Below are 16,080 nucleotides of genomic sequence, written 5' to 3' on the forward strand. Positions count from 1 at the left end.
CATGCGGGTCACCGTCTTCACGGAACCGCACCGGGGCGCCAGCTACGACGACCAGCTCCGCTTCGCCCGGCTGGCCGAGGACGGCGGCTTCGAGGGCTTCCTCCGCGCCGACCACTACCAGGCGATGGGGGACGAGGCCGCGCTGCCCGGCCCGACCGACGCCTGGCTGACGCTGGCCGCGCTGGCCCGGGAGACCAGCCGGATCCGGCTCGGCACCCTGGTCACCTCCGCCACCTTCCGGCTGCCCGGCCCGCTGGCCGTCATGGTGGCCCAGGTGGACCAGATGAGCGGCGGCCGGGTCGAGCTCGGCATCGGCGCCGGCTGGTACGAGCGGGAGCACGTCTCCTACGGCATCCCGTTCCCCGGCATCGGCGAGCGCTTCGACCGGCTGGCCGAGCAGCTGGAGATCATCACCGGGCTGTGGCGGACGCCGCCGGGCGAGACGTACAGCTTCACTGGCGACCACTACCGGCTGCTGGAGGCCCCCGCGCTGCCGAAGCCGGTGCAGGTGCCCGGCCCGCCGGTCATCGTCGGCGGCCGCGGCCCGAAGCGCACCCCCGACCTCGCCGCCCGGTTCGCCGACGAGTTCAACATGCCGTTCAAGACCGTCGCGGAGACCGCCGCCGCGTACGAGCGGGTGCGTGAGGCCTGTGACCGGGCCGGCCGGGCCGAGTCGGGACGCGCCCCGCTCACCCTCTCCGCCGGCATCCTGGTGGCGATCGGTCGCACCGACGCCGAGGCGCACCGCCGCGCCGCCCCGCTGCACGTCAAGAGCGCACTGCCGCCCGAGGACCCGGTGGTCGGCTCGCCCGCGCAGCTCGTCGACCGGATCGGCGAGTTCGCCGCGATCGGCGCCACCCGGGTGCACCTGCGGCTGATCGACTTCGCCGACCTCGACCACCTGGAACTCATCGCCGCCGAGGTGCTCCCCCGACTGGATGCAACCCGATGACCGACGAGCACCGCGAACTCGGCCCGGTGGGCCAGGAGATCGTGTACGAGAACGACCGGGTCCGGGTCTGGCACATCCGCCTGGAGCCGGGCGAGCGGCAGCCGCTGCACCGGCACGACCACCCGTACCTCGTGGTGGCGATCCAGGGGGCGAAGAACGTCGTACAGACGATCGACGGCACCCTCATCGACGCCGACGAGCCGACCGGCGGGGTGGTCTACCGGGACCCGGGGGCCGTGCACATGCTGACCAACGTGGGCGACACGACGTACCTGGCCAGGCTGGTCGAACTGAAGTAACCGCCGGCCGGCGGGTCGCCCCCCGCCTGCGGCGCGCCGGTGGCGGCCTGGTCAACAGGTGCGTAACGTGCCGGACATGGCCTTTCGGACCTGGGGCAGACTGCTGCTCACCGCGCTCGGGGTGAGCCTGCTGGCCGGGGCCGGTCAGCTCGGCATCGCCTTCGGCTTCGGCATCGTCCGGCTCTCCGGCACCTTCACCGGCGCCACCGTCAACCAGTGGCCGGCCCAGCTCGTCTGGGCGGGCTGGTTCGCGGCGAACGCCGCCGTGATGGGCGCGGTGCTCACCGAGCGCCTGGCCCGCCGGGACGGAGGGCTGGCCGGCACCGGGCGCCTGCTCGCCGTCGCCGGCGCCGCCGCGCTGGGCGCCACCGTCGTCGCGCCGCTCTGCATGCAGCCGGCCAGGGCGGCCGAACTCGTCTCGGTGGACCCGGTCTGGGCCGTCGGCATCTGCGCGGTCCTCGGTGCCCTGGTCGGCGCGGGCGCCGCCCTCGCCGTACTGCTCCAGCCGCCGGTGGGATGGAACGTGGCGGCGATCGCCGGCGCGATCTGGCTGCTGGCCCTGGTCTCGGTGGCGCCGTCGCTGGTCTCGACCGGGCCGCTGGACACCGTACGACTGGGGGTGCTGGAGCCGGCGTCCCTCGACGCCGGCGCGGCGCAGGGGCTGGCCCTGGTGGTCCTGCCGCTGGTGGCGCTGCTGGCCGGCGCGGCGACCGGCGGGCTGGCCCGGTGGCGGGGTCATCCGCCGCTGGTCAGCGGCGCGACGGGGGTGGCGGGACCGGTGCTGGTCGCGTTCGCCTACCTGACCGCCGGCCCGGGCGACACCGCCGACCGCTACCAACTCACGCCGTACTACGCGGCGCTGCTCGCGGTGGCCGCCGGCGCGCTCGGGTCGGCCGCGGCAGCGCTGCTGCGCTGGCCGCTCGTCGCGCGCACCGCCCCCACCGGGGCCATCGAGCCGACCGACATCCTCCGGCCGCTGCCCACCGGCCCGGCCCTCCCGCGGACCCCGGCGTCCACCGGCGGCGACGAGCCGGAGACGGTCGACCTGGCCGGCGCCGCCCCGGTCGTCGGCGACCAGGCGGGCGGTACGGGCTCCGGCGCGGTCGTCGCCGCCAGCGGTGACGGCCCGGCGCCCCGGGTCGTTCCGCCGCACTGGGACTGGCCCGCCGACGGAGGGACCGTCCCGGCTCCCGCCGCCGATGCCCGGACGGACGCGGGTCCCGGGTGGACGGCCGAGTCGCCGGCCTCGGCTCCCGGCGGCCTGCCCACAGTCGACCGTCCGCTCGAACCGGAGCCCACCCCCACGCAGGACAGCACCGACGAGCACGTCCCGACCACGTCGGTCGCACCGGTCGTCCCGGCCGCCCCGGTCGCCGACGAAGTACCGCCAGCCGGGAAGACGACGCCCGACGCGCAGCCCGACGCGCAGGTGACGCCCGCTGGCGTGCCGACCGCGGGACCGGCGCCCGCCGGACAGCCGAGCGAGGGAGCGAGGCCCGGCGCGCAGCCCGCCGCGGCGGCGACGCTCGGCGCGCAGCTCGGCGCGGCGGCGACGCCCGCGGGACAGCCGGCAGAAGCGGTCGCCGAACAGCAGGCCGTCCCGAGCGCGCCCAAGCCCCGCCGCACCCGTAAGCCCCGGTCGACGCGTCAGCCCGCCGGCACGGTGGCACCGGAGGCTGCGGGTCCGACGCCCGAGGCCACGGGCAACCCGGTGACCGGGCCCACCGCGCCGGTCACGGCGGTGTCGTCGCCATCCCCGGACGCCCCCGCCGCGCTCGACACCACGACCAGCACCCGGCCCGGTCCCCCGGCCGAAGCCACGCCCGACACCACGACCGGCCCCCAGCCCGGCCCCACGACCGAAGCCGGGTCCGACACCACGACCGGCCCCGAAGCCGGCCCCACGGCCGAAGCCGGGTCCGACACCACGACCGGCCCCGAAGCCGGCCCCACGGCCGAAGCCGGGTCCGACACCACGACCGGCCCCGAAGCCGGCCCCACCGCCGAAGCCGGGCCCGGCAGCACGGCCGGAGGGGCCCCCGGCGGGTCGGGGTCGGACGGCAGCGGCCCTCGCGCGGTACCGCTCTTCGCGGCGGACGGCGAGGCGGCTCCCGGCCGGGCCGTCGAGCCGGACGCCGGCACCGCGCCCCCGCCCGCCCCGGCGTGGCCGGCACCGCCCCGGCCCCAGGCCGACGGCACCGCCGAGGCGGCACCGCCGGCCGCAGAACCCGCGCCCGACGTAACGCCCCGACCCCGCCACCGGGCCCCGATGCCCGACCTGGCCCGGGCCGCGAACTGGGAGGCGCTCGCCACCGCACGACAGGGCGGCCCCGTCCCGGCGCCCGCCGAGCCCGCGCCGGAGAACGGCGTCCCCGCCGCCCGGGCGGAGGCACCGTCGCCCGGCTCCCCGTCGCCCGCCGAGGCCGAGCAGCCCACCGGGCGGAATCGGGGCAGGCTGGGCCTGTTCCGCCGTAACCGGCCCCGGGCCGAGGACGCCTCGGCCGACCGGGAGTCCGAGCCGCTGCCGGCGCAGGACGAGGAGTACGTGGACTGGGTCACCGGCCTGAGCAAGCCGGTCCCGGACAACGAACCCGAGCAGGAGAGCGGCCGGCGGTCGTTGCGCTCCACCGGCCGCCACCACCGCGACTGACCCGACCGGCCCACGCCCGCCCCGCCCCGGACGACCGGAGCCGGGGCGGGCGTCCGCCGTTGCGAACCTCCGCTTTCCTGAACATCCGCCCTCCGGGCGCCGACCCCGGACGGGCGGCTCGGACGGGCGCCGGCTCGGACGCGCGGTCGCGCTGCTCAGGCGAGCGGCAGGTAGACCCGGCCGCCGGAGGAGAGGAACTCCTCCGACTTGTCCTTCATGCCGCGCGCCGCGTACTCCTTCAGCTCCTGGGTGATCTTCATGGAGCAGAACTTCGGGCCGCACATCGAGCAGAAGTGGGCGGTCTTCGCCGGCTCCGCCGGCAGCGTCGCGTCGTGGTACGAGCGCGCGGTCTCCGGGTCCAGCGACAGGTTGAACTGGTCCTCCCAGCGGAACTCGAACCGCGCCTTGGACAGCGCGTCGTCCCACGCCTGCGCGCCCGGGTGCCCCTTGGCCAGGTCGGCGGCGTGCGCCGCGATCTTGTACGCGATCACGCCGGCCTTCACGTCGTCGCGGTCCGGCAGCCCCAGGTGCTCCTTCGGGGTCACGTAGCAGAGCATCGCGGTGCCGAACATGCCGATCATCGCGGCGCCGATCGCCGACGTGATGTGGTCGTACGCGGGGGCGATGTCGGTGGTCAGCGGGCCGAGGGTGTAGAACGGCGCCTCGTGGCACCACTCCTGCTGGAGGTCCACGTTCTCCTTGATCTTGTGCATCGGCACGTGGCCGGGGCCCTCGATCATCACCTGCACGTCGTGCTCCCAGGCGACCTTCGTCAGCTCGCCCAGCGTGCGCAGCTCGGCGAACTGCGCGGCGTCGTTGGCGTCGGCGATCGAGCCGGGGCGCAGCCCGTCGCCGAGCGAGAATGTCACGTCGTAGCGGGCCAGGATCTCGCACAGCTCGGCGAAGTTCGTGTAGAGGAAGTTCTCCTCGTGGTGCGCCAGGCACCAGGCCGCCATGATCGAGCCACCCCGCGACACGATCCCGGTCACCCGGTCCACCGCCAGCGGCACGTACGGCAGCAGCACCCCGCGTGCACCGTCATGTAGTCGACGCCCTGCTCGGCCTGCTCGACGACGGTCTCCCGGAACACCTCCCAGCTCAGCTTCACCGGGTCGCCGCCGACCTTCTCCAGCGCCTGGTAGATCGGCACGGTGCCGATCGGCACCGGCGAGTTCCGCACGATCGCCTCGCGCGTCTCGTGGATCCGCTTCCCCGTCGACAGGTCCATCACCGTGTCCGCGCCCCACCGGGTCGCCCAGGTCAGCTTCTCCACCTCCTCGGCCACCGACGAGGTGACCGCCGAGGTGCCGATGTTGGCGTTCACCTTGACCAGGAACGCCTTGCCGATGATCGCCGGCTCGCACTCCGGGTGGTTGACGTTGAGCGGCAGCACGGCCCGCCCGGCGGCGATCTCGTCCCGGACGAACTCCGGCGCCATCCCCTCCCGGACCGCCACGAACTCCATCTCCGGCGTCACCACGCCGGCCCGGGCGTACGCGAGCTGGGTGGGGCGGCGCCCGCCCGTCCCGGCGAGCGGGGTGCCCGCGCCCCGCACCGGTGCGACGTCGCCGCGCTCGGCGATCCACCCTCCGCGCAGCGGCGGGAGCCCGACCTCCGGATCGGAGCCGGGTCCCGAGGTGTCGTAGAGCCGCAGCGGCGGGTTGTCACCGGTCAGTTCCACCTCGGCGAACGGCACCCGCACGTCCGGCCGGGACCCCTCCACGTACACCTTGCGACGTGCCTGCATGACAGCCTCCCTGGTGATCAAGCGGACCAGCCGAAGTGGTCCAGCGGGCCGCGTCCCGCGCCCAGCTCCCAGTCCCGCGCGCCGGTCAGCGCGCGGAGGACGTACTCCTTGGCGGCGGCGACCGCCGTCGGCACCGGGTCGCCGAGCGCCAGCCGCACGGCGATCGCCGCCGAGAACGAGCACCCGGTGCCGTGGTTGTGCCGGGTGTCGACCCGCGGCGCGCGGAGCAGGGTGGTGACGCCGCCGCCGTACAGCACGTCGACCGCCTCGCCGTCGGCGTCCACGTCGCCGCCGGTCACCACCACGTGCGCCGGGCCGCCGGCCGCCAGCGCCTCGGCGGCGGCCACCATCTCCTCGACCGTGGTCACCGGGCGTCCGGTGATGGCGGCGGCCTCCGCGCAGTTCGGCGTCGCCACCTGCGCGTACGGCAGCAGCCGCTCGACGGCGGCGACCACGCCCAGCCGGTGCCCGCTGGTGGCGACGAGCACCGGGTCGACGACGAGGTGCGGCAGCCGGCCGTCCTTCGCGGCGCCCGCCACCGCGTCGGCGACCGCCGGGGTGCCGAGCACACCCGTCTTGACGGCGCGGACGGTGAAGTCGGCGAGCACGCTGTCGAGCTGCTCGGTGACCGTGCGCGGCGGCAGCGGCAGCACGGCGTCGACGCCCCTCGTGTTCTGCGCGGTGACCGCGGTGAGCACGCTGGTGCCGTACGCGCCGAGGGCCGCGAAGACCTTCAGGTCGGCCTGGATGCCGGCACCCGCGCCGGAGTCGGAGCCGGCGATGGTGAGGACGGTCGTCGGGGTCATCGTTCCTCTTCCGTGGTGGCAGGCGGGAGCCTGGGCCGGGCCTGCGCGGTGGCGGTTGCCGTGGCGGTGGCTGCCGTGAGGGCGGCTGCTGCCGCCTCGGGGTCGTCGGCGCGCATGACGGCACCGAGCACGGCCACCCCCACGGCTCCCGCGTCGACGCAGGCGGCGACCTGGTCCGGGCTGTGCACTCCGCCGAGCGCCAGGATCGGCACGGCGCTGGCCGCGATCAGCTTCCTGAGCCCGTCCGGGCGCAGGGGTGGCCCGTAGCCGGGCTTGGTGCTGGTCGGGTAGACGGGCGAGAGGGTGGCGTAGTCCTCCGTGGTCAGTCGCGCCAGCTCCGCCCGGTCGTGGCAGGAGCGGCCCACCAGGCCGTAGCGCGGCGGCGGGTACGGCCCCGCCGACGGCAGGTGCACGGCGTCGCCGCCGAGCGGGTCGGGGCCGGCGACGACCAGGGTGCCGCCCACCTCGGCGAGGATCGCGCGCAGCTCGGCGGCGAGGGCGACGCGTTCGGCCCGGGGCAGGTCCTTCTCCCGCAGCACCACCCACCGCACTCCCCCGGCGACCGCCCCCGCCACGACGTCGACCAACGACCGCCGCGCCTGCCACCGGTCCGTCAACAGCACGACGCCGGCCGGCCCGCCCGAGATCTTGGCGGGAAACGGCCCCTCCAAGGGCCCTTCCGTGCCAAGATCCGCAGCCACAGCCGCAGCCGGAATCGGTGCCGAAGCCGCAAGAGCGGGACCGGGGCTGGCGGTCACAGGTCCGGCCGTCCCTCGTCCGGGGTGGAGGCGAGCGCGTGGAAGCGCCGTGCGATCCGGCCGGCCCCGTACGCGAGCCGGCCCGCCTCGACCGCGTACCGCATGGCGGTGGCCATCGCCACCGGGTCGGCGGCGCGGGTGACCGCGCTGGCGAGCAGCACCGCGTCGCAGCCCAGCTCCATGGCCAGCGCGGCGTCCGAGGCGGTGCCGATGCCGGCGTCCAGGATCACCGGCACGTCGACGCCCTGCCGGATCAGCCGGATGTGGTGCGGGTTCGACACGCCCAGCCCGGAGCCGATCGGCGCGCCCGCCGGCATCACCGCGGCGCAGCCGACGTCGGCCAGCCGGCGTGCCAGGATCGGGTCGTCCGACGTGTACGGCAAGACCACGAACCCGTCGTCGACGAGTTCCTCGGCGGCGCGCAGCAGCTCCACCCCGTCGGGCAGCAGCGTGCGCTCGTCGCCGATCACCTCCAGCTTCACCCAGTCGGTGCCGAACGCCTCCCGGGCCAGGTGCGCCACCTTCACCGCCTCGCCCGCGGTGTAGCAGCCGGCGGTGTTCGGCAGCAGCCGCACGCCGCAGCGGTCCAGCAGGTCCAGCAGCCCGCCGGCGGTACCGGGGGCGGTGTCGACGCGGCGCAGGGCCAGGGTGACCAGTTCGGTGCCGGAGGCGCGGACGGCGTCCTCCAGCACGCGCAGGTTGGCCGCGCCGCCGGTGCCGAGGATCAGCCGGGACGTGAAGCTCACGCCACCCAGGTCGAAGCTCACCGCGTCACCCGCCCTGGGCGGCGCTGAGCACCTCGACGCGGTCGCCGTCGCGCAGCACGGTCGCCGGCCAGCCCGTACGCGGCACCACCTCCCCGTTGACCGCGACGGCGAGGCCGCGCTGCTGGTCGGTGACCGCGCGGACCAGGTCCGCCACGGTCGAGCCGCCGGGCAGGCTGCGCCCGGCGCCGTTCACCGTCAGTTCCACGTGTGCTCCTTCTCGGGTGCGAACGGGTCGTGACCGGACGGGTCGTGACCGGACGGGTCGTGACCGGACCGGGCGTCGACGGTCGGGGGCGGCGCGAACCGGGCCGGGGCGAAGGGGGCGAGCAGCGGGTCCGTGGCACCCGTGACGACCAGCTCGGCGATCAGGTCGGCGGTGACCGGGGTGAGCACGATGCCGTGCCGGTGGTGCCCGGTGGCGGCGAGCACGCCGGGCCGGCCGGGCAGCAGGCCGAGGATCGGGGCGTTGTCGGGGGTGCCGGGACGCAGGCCGGCGAGGGTCTCGACCAGGTCGTACTCGGCCAGCTCGGGCAGCAGGTCGACGGCGGCGCGCAGCAGGCGCAGCACCGCCCCGGCGGACACGTCGGTGTCGGAGCGCTCCTCGACGGTCGCGCCCACCACCACCTCCCCGTCGTCGCGGGGCACGAGGTAGACGTGCTCGCCGTCGGCGTACCCCCGGATGACGTGCCGGAAGCCCGGCGCGCCGCCGCCCGGCGCGCGGAGCCGGACCACCTGCCCCTTCACCGGCCGCACCGGCAGCCCCGTCAGGGCCGCCGCGCCGCAGCCGGCCGCGACCACCGTGACGTCGGTGTCCAGGTCGGACAGGGAGCGCACGGCGGCGGGGACCAGCGTGGCGCCGGCCCGCTCGGCGGCCGTGCGCAGCGCGGGCACCAACCGGCGCGGGTCGACCTGGTGGTCCGTGGCGGCGAGCGCGCCGCCACGCACCCGGGGCGCCAGCGCCGGCTCGCGGTCCCGCAGCGCCGACGGGCGCAGCGGCGTCACCGGCAGCCCGATCCCCTGCTGGTACGCCCACAGCCGGCGCGCCTCGGCCAGGTCGTCGGCGGTGAGCCCGACCATCAGCGTGCCCTCGGTCCGGTAGCCGACGTCCAGACCGGTGGCGGCGGTCAGCTCGGCGGCGAACGCCGGCCAGCGGGCGGCGGAGGCGGTCAGCAGCCCGGTCAGCTCGTGCTCGCCGAAGTACGCCTCGGCGACCGGGGCGAGCATCCCGGCGGCGACGTGGGACGCGCCGGATCCCGGGGCGGCGTCGTGCACGACGACGCGCAGTCCGCGCTGCGCGCAGCGCCAGGCGATCGCCAGCCCGACCGGTCCCGCCCCCACCACGGCGACGTCCGGTCGGTTCAGCACCCCAGTGCTCCCAGCAGCTCCGCCGTCGCCCGGGCCGGATCCGCCGCCCCGGAGAGGGCCCCCACCACCGCCACCCCGTACGCCCCGGCGGCCAGCAGCGCGGGCACCCTCGCGGCGGTCACGCCGCCGATCGCGACGACCGGCACGTCCACGGCGTCGGCGACGGCGCGTACCCCGGCCGGGCCGATCGGCGCCGGCAGCCCCGTCTTCGTACTGGTGGCGTGGCAGGGGCCCACGCCCAGGTAGCTGGCCCCGGCGGCGACCGCCTCGGCGGCCGTCCCCGGCTCCCGGGCGGTCGCGCCGAGCACGGCGGTCGCGCCGAGCACCCGGCGGGCCGCCCCGACCGGCAGGTCGTCCGCGCCGACGTGCCCACCGGCGGCGCCCACGGCCAGCGCCACGTGCAGCCGGTCGTTCACCAGGCAGGTGGCGTCGTACCGGTCGCAGAGCGCGACCACCCGGCGGGCCAGGTCGTACGCCTCCCGGTCCGTGGCGTCGTCCTCCACGCGGACCTGCACGACCAGTTCCGCGCGGGCCACCGGGAGGGCGGCCCGCAGCACGGCGAGCGGATCCCGCCCGGGTCGGGTGTCGGTGATGAGATGCAGTCGCCCGAGGGACGGCACGGCAACACTCCTCCCTGCGCCGGCATTACCCGGATCAGGTTCGACGGTCGGGGGCTCACAGCCCCCCTCTCAGCCCGGTGTACCGGGCTCCCGTGGGTCACTTGCGGGTGTCACCGTACGACGGATCGCCGGATCCGCCAAGGTCGAGCTGCGGATTTCACACCGACCGCCCGAACCCCGCGGACGGGGCGGCGCGTGACCGTCCCGTCACGCGATGCTGTCCGGATGCCCTCTGCCGCCGGGTACCGCCCCGCCTCGCCTTCCTGCCGTTCCGGGCCAGCACCGCCATCGCGGAAGGGCAGCTGCCACATGCCGTGCACGAGGCGACCCGGCGGTCGGTGGAACGTGGTGGGTGTTTCCGGTGCCGGGTGACACCCATGGCGTTCCACCGAGCCTCGCGCCGGCGCGGGTTGGGGTGCCGCGCACAGCGCACCGCCCCCGGTGCCGCGATGCTGCGGTGCCGGGGGCGGGACGGGGCCAGGGGGTGGTGCCGACGTGGCTCAGAGGGCGGCGCGCAGGGCTTCGAGGTCCTCGTCGGTGGGTTGCCAGGTGCCCGCCTCCGCGTTGGCGCGTACCTGCTCGGGCGTGGTGGCGCCGGCGATCACCGAGGTCACCGCGGGCTGGGCGGCCAGCCCGCCGATCGCCACCTGGAGCATCGACAGCCCCCGCTCGGCGGCGTACGCCTCGATCGCCTCGATGGTGTCCCAGTCGGCGGCGGCGAGTCGCTGGGCGTACCGGCCGCCACCGGCGAGGCGGCTGCCGGCCGGCGGGGCCTCGTTGCGCTTGTACTTGCCGGTGAGCAGCCCGTTGGCCAGCGGGAAGAACGGCAGCAGCCCGAGGCCGAAGCGCTCGCACGCCGGCACCACCTCGGCCTCGACGCCGCGCTCCAGCAGGCTGTAGTGGTTCTGTGCGCTGATGAACCGGGACCGGCCGTTCGACGAGGCCACCCAGTCCGCGTCGGCGATCTGCCAGCCGGCGAAGTTGGAGTTGCCCAGGTAGCGGACCTTGCCGGCCCGGACGAGGTCGTCGAGCGCGGCGAGCGTCTCGTCGATCGGGGTGCCCGGGTCGGGCTCGTGCATCTGGTACAGGTCGATGTGGTCGGTGCCGAGCCGGCGCAGCGACGCCTCCACCGCCCGGGCGATGTAGCGACGGGCGCCCCGGGCGCCGAAGTCGGGGCCGTTCATGCCGTTCATGTCCATGCCGAACTTGGTGGCCACCACGACGTCGTCGCGCCGGCCCTTGAGCGCCTGGCCCAGCAGTTCCTCGGAGCCGCCCTGCGGCTCCCCGTAGATGTCGGCGGTGTCGAAGAAGTTGATTCCGGCGTCGAGCGCGGCGTCGACCACCGCCCGGGTGCCGTCGAGGTCGAGCTTGCGGCCGAAGTTGTTGCAGCCGATGCCGACCACGGACACCACGAGCCCGGAGTCGCCCAACCGGCGGTAGGTCATCTCAGTCACGAGATCCACCCTATGCCGGGCGTCGGGCGCACGCCGCCGACCACGAAGGCACCACACGCACGGACCGCGAAGCCGAACCAGGCCCCGCGGACCGCGAGACCCACGCAGGAACCACGCGCACCGACGGCGGAGCCGTCCGGCGTACGTCGCGGACCGTCAGTCGAGCACGTCGGCGACGAGCCGGCGGGCGGCGGCGAGCGTGCCGGCCAGTTCGTCCGGCGTGTGCCCGACCGCGCCGAGCAGCGCCTGCGCCCGCCGGGCGAAGTCGGGCGGCGCGCCGGGCAGCCGCCCCGCGGCGGCGATCATGCCCTTCTCGTTGACCAGCCACCGCCCCGCCCGCGCGTGCAGCACCTGGGCGAGTACGCCGATCGCCCGGAACAGGCAGCCGGCCACGTACCCGCCGTCGCCGGCCACGGCGGCCTTGGCCGCGCCGTCGACCAGGAACCGGGCCTCCCACCCGCCGGCCGTCAGGGCGTCGGCCAGGGCCGGCGGGTACGCGCGGGTCTCCTCGCGCAGCGCGGTCAGCTCACCGGTCGGGTCGCCGAGCACGCGGCAGAGCGCCACCTCGCCCGCGTAGGCGGACGAGTAGAAACCGAGCGGGTGCCCGGCCTGCACGCCGATCTCGTACCGGCCGGCCCGGCAGTCGGCCCAGATCCGGTGCACCCGGTCGAGGTCGCGGTAGATCCAGTCGACCGCCGCCCCGCCGATCCGCAGCCAGCCGCCGCCGTCTACCCACGGCCCCCAGCCGCCGGGCGGGGTCAGCTCGACCCGCGCGTCGGCGACGGTCGCGGCGACGGCCCGCAGCCCCGGCACATCCAACTCGCCCCGGTAGTAGAGGCCGAGGTCCCAGTCGGAGTCGGGCCGGTGCTCGCCCCGGGCCCGGCTGCCGCCTAGGGCGACGGCGACGACCCCGCCGACCGCGCAGAGGCGGTCGGCCAGGTCGGCGGGGATCACGCCACGTCCCAGACCGGTTCCGGGGTCTCCACCACCTCGTTGTCGCCCCGGAAGAGCACGAACCGGTCGAAGGAGCGGGTGAACCAGCGGTCGTGGGTCACCGCCACCACGGTCCCCTCGAACGCCGTCAGCCCGGCCTCCAGCGCCTCCGCCGAGGCCAGGTCGAGGTTGTCGGTGGGCTCGTCGAGCAGCAGCAGCGTCGCGCCGGACAGCTCCAGCAGCAGCACCAGGAAACGCGCCTGCTGGCCGCCGGAGAGGGTGCCGAAGCGCTGGTCGCCCTGCCCCGCCAGCTCGTACCGGCTCAGCGCCGCCATCGCGGCGTGCCGGTCCATGCCGGCGCGGTGCTCGTCGCCCCGCCAGAGGATCTCGACGAGGGTCTTCCCCATCAGCTCCGGCCGGTCGTGGGTCTGCGAGAAGTGCCCCGGACGCACCCGCGCGCCGAGCCGGGCCACCCCGTCGTGCGCCACCGGCGCGAGCGCGGCGGCCCCGTCCACCGGGCCGTTGGCGGGGTCGGGGTCGGTGCCGCCCCGGGCGAGCAGCCGCAGGAAGTGCGACTTGCCCGTCCCGTTGGCGCCGAGCACCGCGACCCGGTCGCCGTACCAGATCTCCAGGTCGAACGGGAAGGTCAGGCCGTCGAGCTCCAGCTGCTCGCAGATCACCGCGCGCTTGCCGGTCCGCCCGCCGGTGAGCTGCATCCGGATGTCCTGGTCCTTCGGCGGTACGGGCGGCGGCCCGGCCTCCTCGAACTTGCGCAACCGGGTCTGCGCGGCCTGGTAGCGCGACGCCATCCCGTCGTTGTACGCGGCCTTCTGCTTGTACATCAGCATCAGCTCGCGCAGCTTCTGGTGCTCCTCGTCCCACCGCTTGCGCAGCTCGTCGAGGCGGGCGTGCCGGGCCACCCGCGCGGAGTGCCAGCTGGCGAAGCCACCCGGGTGCACCCAGGCGCTGCCGCCCTCCACGGCGACCACCCGGTCGGCGGTGTGGGCCAGCAGCTCCCGGTCGTGCGAGACGTAGAGCACCGACTTGGTCGACTCGCGCAGCCGCCCTTCCAGCCAACGCTTGCCGGGCACGTCGAGGAAGTTGTCCGGCTCGTCGAGGAGCAGCACCTCGTCGGGACCGCGCAGCAGCAGTTCGAGGGCGAAGCGCTTCTGCTGACCGCCGGAGAGGGTCCGGACGGGCCGTTCCCGGGCGCTCTCCCACGGCAGGCCGAGCACGATGGTGGCGACCGTGTCGAAGAGCACCTCGGCGTCGTACCCGCCGACCTCGCCCCAGGCCGCGAGCGCGTCCGCGTACGCCAGCTGGGCCTTGCCGGCGGCGGTGCTGTACTTGCCGCGGACCTCGGCGGCGCGCATGGCCCCCTCGGTCTCGACCAGCCGGCGGCCGGCGTCGCGCAGCGCGGGCGGGGCCAGCGACAGGGCCAGGTCGGCCAGCGTCGACTCGTCGCCGATCATCCCGATGAACTGGCGCATCACGCCCAGCCCGCCGGAGCGCGCGATCGCGCCGGTCTTCACCGGCAGGTCGCCGGCGACCATCCGCAGCAACGTCGTCTTGCCCGCGCCGTTCGGCCCGACCAGGGCCACCTTGGCGCCCTCCCCGACCCGGAACGACACGTCGGAGAAGAGTTCCCGGCCGTCGGGAAGGATGTGCCCGACCGCTGCCACGTCCACGTATCCCACGTCGGCATCCTGCCCGAGCACGGGCCGGACGGCCCAACCATTTACCGGGTGACCCGCAGCACCCGGTAGCCCTTCTGGCTGGCGTGGCGCCCCACCTGCCAGCCCTGCTCGACCAGCCAGCGCTGCAACGAGTCCCCGCCGAGGTAGCGGGCCACCACCAGCCAGGCGACGCCGTCCGGGGCGAGACGGGGCAGCCAGCGCAGCAGGATCCCGTGCAGCTCGTCCTTGCCGACGTGGATCGGGGGGTTGGACCAGATCTCCGCCAAGCTCAGATCGGCGGGTACGTCGTCGGGCGCGGCGACGCGCACCCGGTCGGCCGCGCCGACCCGCGCCGCGTTGGCCGCGGTGAGTTCGCGGGCCCGTTCGTTGACGTCGACGGCCCACACGGTCGCCGACGGCGCGGAGCTGGCGAGCACGCAGGTTATCGGGCCGAAGCCGCAGCCGAGGTCGAGCAGGGCGCCGGTGGTCTCGGCGGACGGCAGCTCGGCCTTGCGCAGCAGCACCGCCGTGCCGGGGTCGAGGCGGGCAGCGGAGAAGACGCCGGCGGAGGACGCCAGGGCGTAGTCGCGGCCGGCGACGGAGAACTCGACCTCGCGCGGGCTGGCGGCGGTCGTGGGTTCAGCGGTGAAGTAGTGTTCGCCGGTCACGCCGGCAATTCTCGCACCGCCACCGGCCACCCCGGCGCGGGCCCGGCACGGCGGCGTCGGCACGGCACGGCCGCGCGGAGCCGGCGCGGGTGTCCAGCACGGGACGAAACGACTCCGCCCACAATTTCCGATTATTAGCACCTAAAGGGACAATGCCTCCTACTCTGGGCGGCATGGTGTATCGGTACGAGTCCGATGAGGACGCATTCATGGAGTACCCGGAGCCCGGGTCCGACGGGTCGGTGCTCGGTGCCGGTCCGCCTCCCCCAGCCGGCCCCTCCCCGTCCCGCTTCCCGACGCCGTCGCTGCCCCGCGCCAGCCGGGTCGCGCTGCCCTCCGCCGCGCCGGAGCCGGTCCGCGCCGCGGCGCGGGTGTCGCCGCCGCCGCCCGCCCACGTGCGGGCACCCGTCGAGGCGCAGTCGCCGGCCCAGCCGCCCGCACCGGTCGAGCCGCCGCCGGTCCAGCCGCCCATGCCGGTCGAGCCGCCACCGCCCGTCGAACCGCCGATGTCGGCCGGGCGGTCGCAGCGGGGTGGCGGCGGCCGGTGGTGGCAGGTCGTGGTCGGCGGCGCGGCCGTCCTCGCGCTGCTCGCGCTCTGCGGCCTCGGCGCCGCCGCGCTGCTGGCCGAGCGCGACGGGACGCCGCAGACCGCGCCCACGTCCCAACCGGAGACGGCCGAGTCCGCCGACGTCGAGGCGCAGGCCCTCGACTCGCGGGACACCGACCAGGCGCCGCTGACCGCCAAGGAGCTCTTCCCCGGCAAGCAGCTCGTCGTCGCCGACGGGGAGCCCGCCTACAAGGTGCTGAAGAGTCAGTCCAGCGCCAGCTGCGCGGTGGCGGCCACCGGGGAGGTCGCCGACCTGCTGGTCCGCCTCGGCTGCACCCAGGTGGTCCGGGCCACGCTGCGGACGCCCGACGGCGCCCACCTCGTCACCACCGGGTTGTTCAACCTGACCGACCGGGCCAACGCCGAACGCGCCCGGGACCGGATCCGGCTGCTGCTCGACGAGCGGGAGGGCCGCTTCCGGGGCATGGCGGCCGACGAGGACAGCGCGGCGATCGCCACCGCGCCGGCCCGCGTCGGCTGGCAGGTGCGGGGCCACTACCTCGCGTACGCGGTGGTCGCCCGCAGCGACGGCGAGACGATCAGGTCCGGCGACACGAAGGCCCGGGAGATCCTCTTCGACATGATCGAGCTGCACCTCAACCGGGGCGTGCTGGAGCGCCGGGCGGACGGCGGCACGGCCGGCCAGCCGACCGACGAGGACGCGGGCGACACCGGCACGCAGGACGGGAGCGACTGACCGGGTCGCGACGGCGGGAGGCGAGCCCGCCGACGTGAGTGAGGGAACGGGTACGTGGGCCACGGCCGCGTACCCGTTCCG

The 16,080-nt window shown here is 75.8% G+C and carries 14 protein-coding genes, 1 pseudogene and 1 riboswitch; of the genes and pseudogenes, 4 read left to right on the plus strand and 11 right to left on the minus strand.

Annotated elements, in window-relative coordinates; all coding sequences use genetic code 11:
* The first annotated feature begins 1 nt into the window (after position 1).
* From AB0883_RS05755 to AB0883_RS05765, 3 genes are all read left to right on the plus strand, one after another.
* Complete coding sequence (locus tag AB0883_RS05755; protein WP_366640309.1) at positions 2-952, plus strand: LLM class F420-dependent oxidoreductase; 951 nt, start codon at positions 2-4, stop codon at positions 950-952.
* Positions 949-1,251, plus strand: a complete 303-nt coding sequence (locus tag AB0883_RS05760; RefSeq protein WP_366639742.1) for a cupin — start codon at positions 949-951, stop codon at positions 1,249-1,251. Before AB0883_RS05755 ends, AB0883_RS05760 begins: the two co-directional genes overlap by 4 nt.
* A 76-nt stretch (positions 1,252-1,327) precedes the next feature.
* Positions 1,328-3,901, plus strand: coding sequence for a hypothetical protein (locus AB0883_RS05765; protein WP_366639744.1), 2,574 nt, complete (start codon positions 1,328-1,330; stop codon positions 3,899-3,901).
* Positions 3,902-4,056: 155 nt separating this feature from the next.
* Here the strand turns inward: AB0883_RS05765 and thiC are convergent.
* The 11 genes and pseudogenes from thiC to AB0883_RS05820 form a co-directional block, all read right to left on the minus strand.
* A pseudogene (thiC, locus tag AB0883_RS05770) lies at positions 4,057-5,648 on the minus strand (phosphomethylpyrimidine synthase ThiC).
* A gap of 17 nt (positions 5,649-5,665) precedes the next feature.
* A complete protein-coding gene (gene thiD, locus AB0883_RS05775; protein ID WP_366639746.1) occupies positions 5,666-6,454 on the minus strand; it encodes a bifunctional hydroxymethylpyrimidine kinase/phosphomethylpyrimidine kinase in 789 nt (262 codons plus the stop codon).
* Entirely contained in the window at positions 6,451-7,125 is a 675-nt protein-coding gene (locus tag AB0883_RS05780) for a thiamine phosphate synthase (protein WP_366639748.1), read from the minus strand. Before AB0883_RS05780 ends, thiD begins: the two co-directional genes overlap by 4 nt.
* 83 nt (positions 7,126-7,208) lie before the next feature.
* Positions 7,209-7,979: a thiazole synthase gene (locus tag AB0883_RS05785; protein WP_366639750.1), complete on the minus strand. Its 771-nt coding sequence runs from the start codon at positions 7,977-7,979 to the stop codon at positions 7,209-7,211.
* A gap of 4 nt (positions 7,980-7,983) precedes the next feature.
* Positions 7,984-8,184, minus strand: a complete 201-nt coding sequence (gene thiS, locus AB0883_RS05790) for a sulfur carrier protein ThiS (protein WP_132230919.1) — start codon at positions 8,182-8,184, stop codon at positions 7,984-7,986.
* Entirely contained in the window at positions 8,175-9,344 is a 1,170-nt protein-coding gene (thiO, locus tag AB0883_RS05795) for a glycine oxidase ThiO (protein WP_366639752.1), read from the minus strand. The genes thiS and thiO overlap by 10 nt, the downstream gene beginning before the upstream one ends.
* Positions 9,338-9,964 carry a thiamine phosphate synthase gene (thiE, locus tag AB0883_RS05800; RefSeq protein ID WP_366639754.1) on the minus strand — a complete coding sequence of 209 codons (627 nt, stop codon included), beginning with the start codon at positions 9,962-9,964 and terminating at the stop codon, positions 9,338-9,340. Before thiE ends, thiO begins: the two co-directional genes overlap by 7 nt.
* A riboswitch (TPP riboswitch) is annotated at positions 9,959-10,067 on the minus strand. It overlaps the preceding gene by 6 nt.
* A 397-nt stretch (positions 10,068-10,464) precedes the next feature.
* On the minus strand, positions 10,465-11,427 hold the full coding sequence (locus AB0883_RS05805; protein ID WP_366639756.1) for an aldo/keto reductase: 963 nt from the start codon (positions 11,425-11,427) through the stop codon (positions 10,465-10,467).
* Positions 11,428-11,574: 147 nt separating this feature from the next.
* Positions 11,575-12,372, minus strand: coding sequence for a nucleotidyltransferase domain-containing protein (locus AB0883_RS05810; protein WP_366639758.1), 798 nt, complete (start codon positions 12,370-12,372; stop codon positions 11,575-11,577).
* Entirely contained in the window at positions 12,369-14,048 is a 1,680-nt protein-coding gene (locus AB0883_RS05815) for an ATP-binding cassette domain-containing protein (RefSeq protein WP_366639760.1), read from the minus strand. Before AB0883_RS05815 ends, AB0883_RS05810 begins: the two co-directional genes overlap by 4 nt.
* Positions 14,049-14,089: 41 nt before the next feature.
* Positions 14,090-14,695, minus strand: a complete 606-nt coding sequence (locus AB0883_RS05820; RefSeq protein WP_366639762.1) for a methyltransferase — start codon at positions 14,693-14,695, stop codon at positions 14,090-14,092.
* A gap of 209 nt (positions 14,696-14,904) precedes the next feature.
* Between AB0883_RS05820 and AB0883_RS05825 the strand changes: the two genes are divergently transcribed.
* Positions 14,905-15,999 (plus strand): hypothetical protein, encoded by a 1,095-nt coding sequence (locus AB0883_RS05825; protein ID WP_366639763.1) that lies wholly within the window; start codon positions 14,905-14,907, stop codon positions 15,997-15,999.
* Positions 16,000-16,080: the final 81 nt, after the last annotated feature.

It is taken from the genome of Micromonospora sp. NPDC047812 (assembly GCF_040704175.1).
In the GTDB taxonomy this organism is placed as follows: domain Bacteria; phylum Actinomycetota; class Actinomycetes; order Mycobacteriales; family Micromonosporaceae; genus Micromonospora.

What these genes read in the sequence shown, in the direction of transcription:
- AB0883_RS05760 (WP_366639742.1), top strand. Translation starts at nt 949, where the DNA reads ATGACCGACGAGCACCGCGAACTCGGCCCGGTGGGCCAGGAGATCGTG.
- AB0883_RS05755 (WP_366640309.1), top strand. Translation starts at nt 2, where the DNA reads ATGCGGGTCACCGTCTTCACGGAACCGCACCGGGGCGCCAGCTACGAC.
- AB0883_RS05825 (WP_366639763.1), top strand. Translation starts at nt 14,905, where the DNA reads ATGGAGTACCCGGAGCCCGGGTCCGACGGGTCGGTGCTCGGTGCCGGT.
- AB0883_RS05765 (WP_366639744.1), top strand. Translation starts at nt 1,328, where the DNA reads ATGGCCTTTCGGACCTGGGGCAGACTGCTGCTCACCGCGCTCGGGGTG.
- thiD (WP_366639746.1), bottom strand. Translation starts at nt 6,454, where the DNA reads ATGACCCCGACGACCGTCCTCACCATCGCCGGCTCCGACTCCGGCGCG.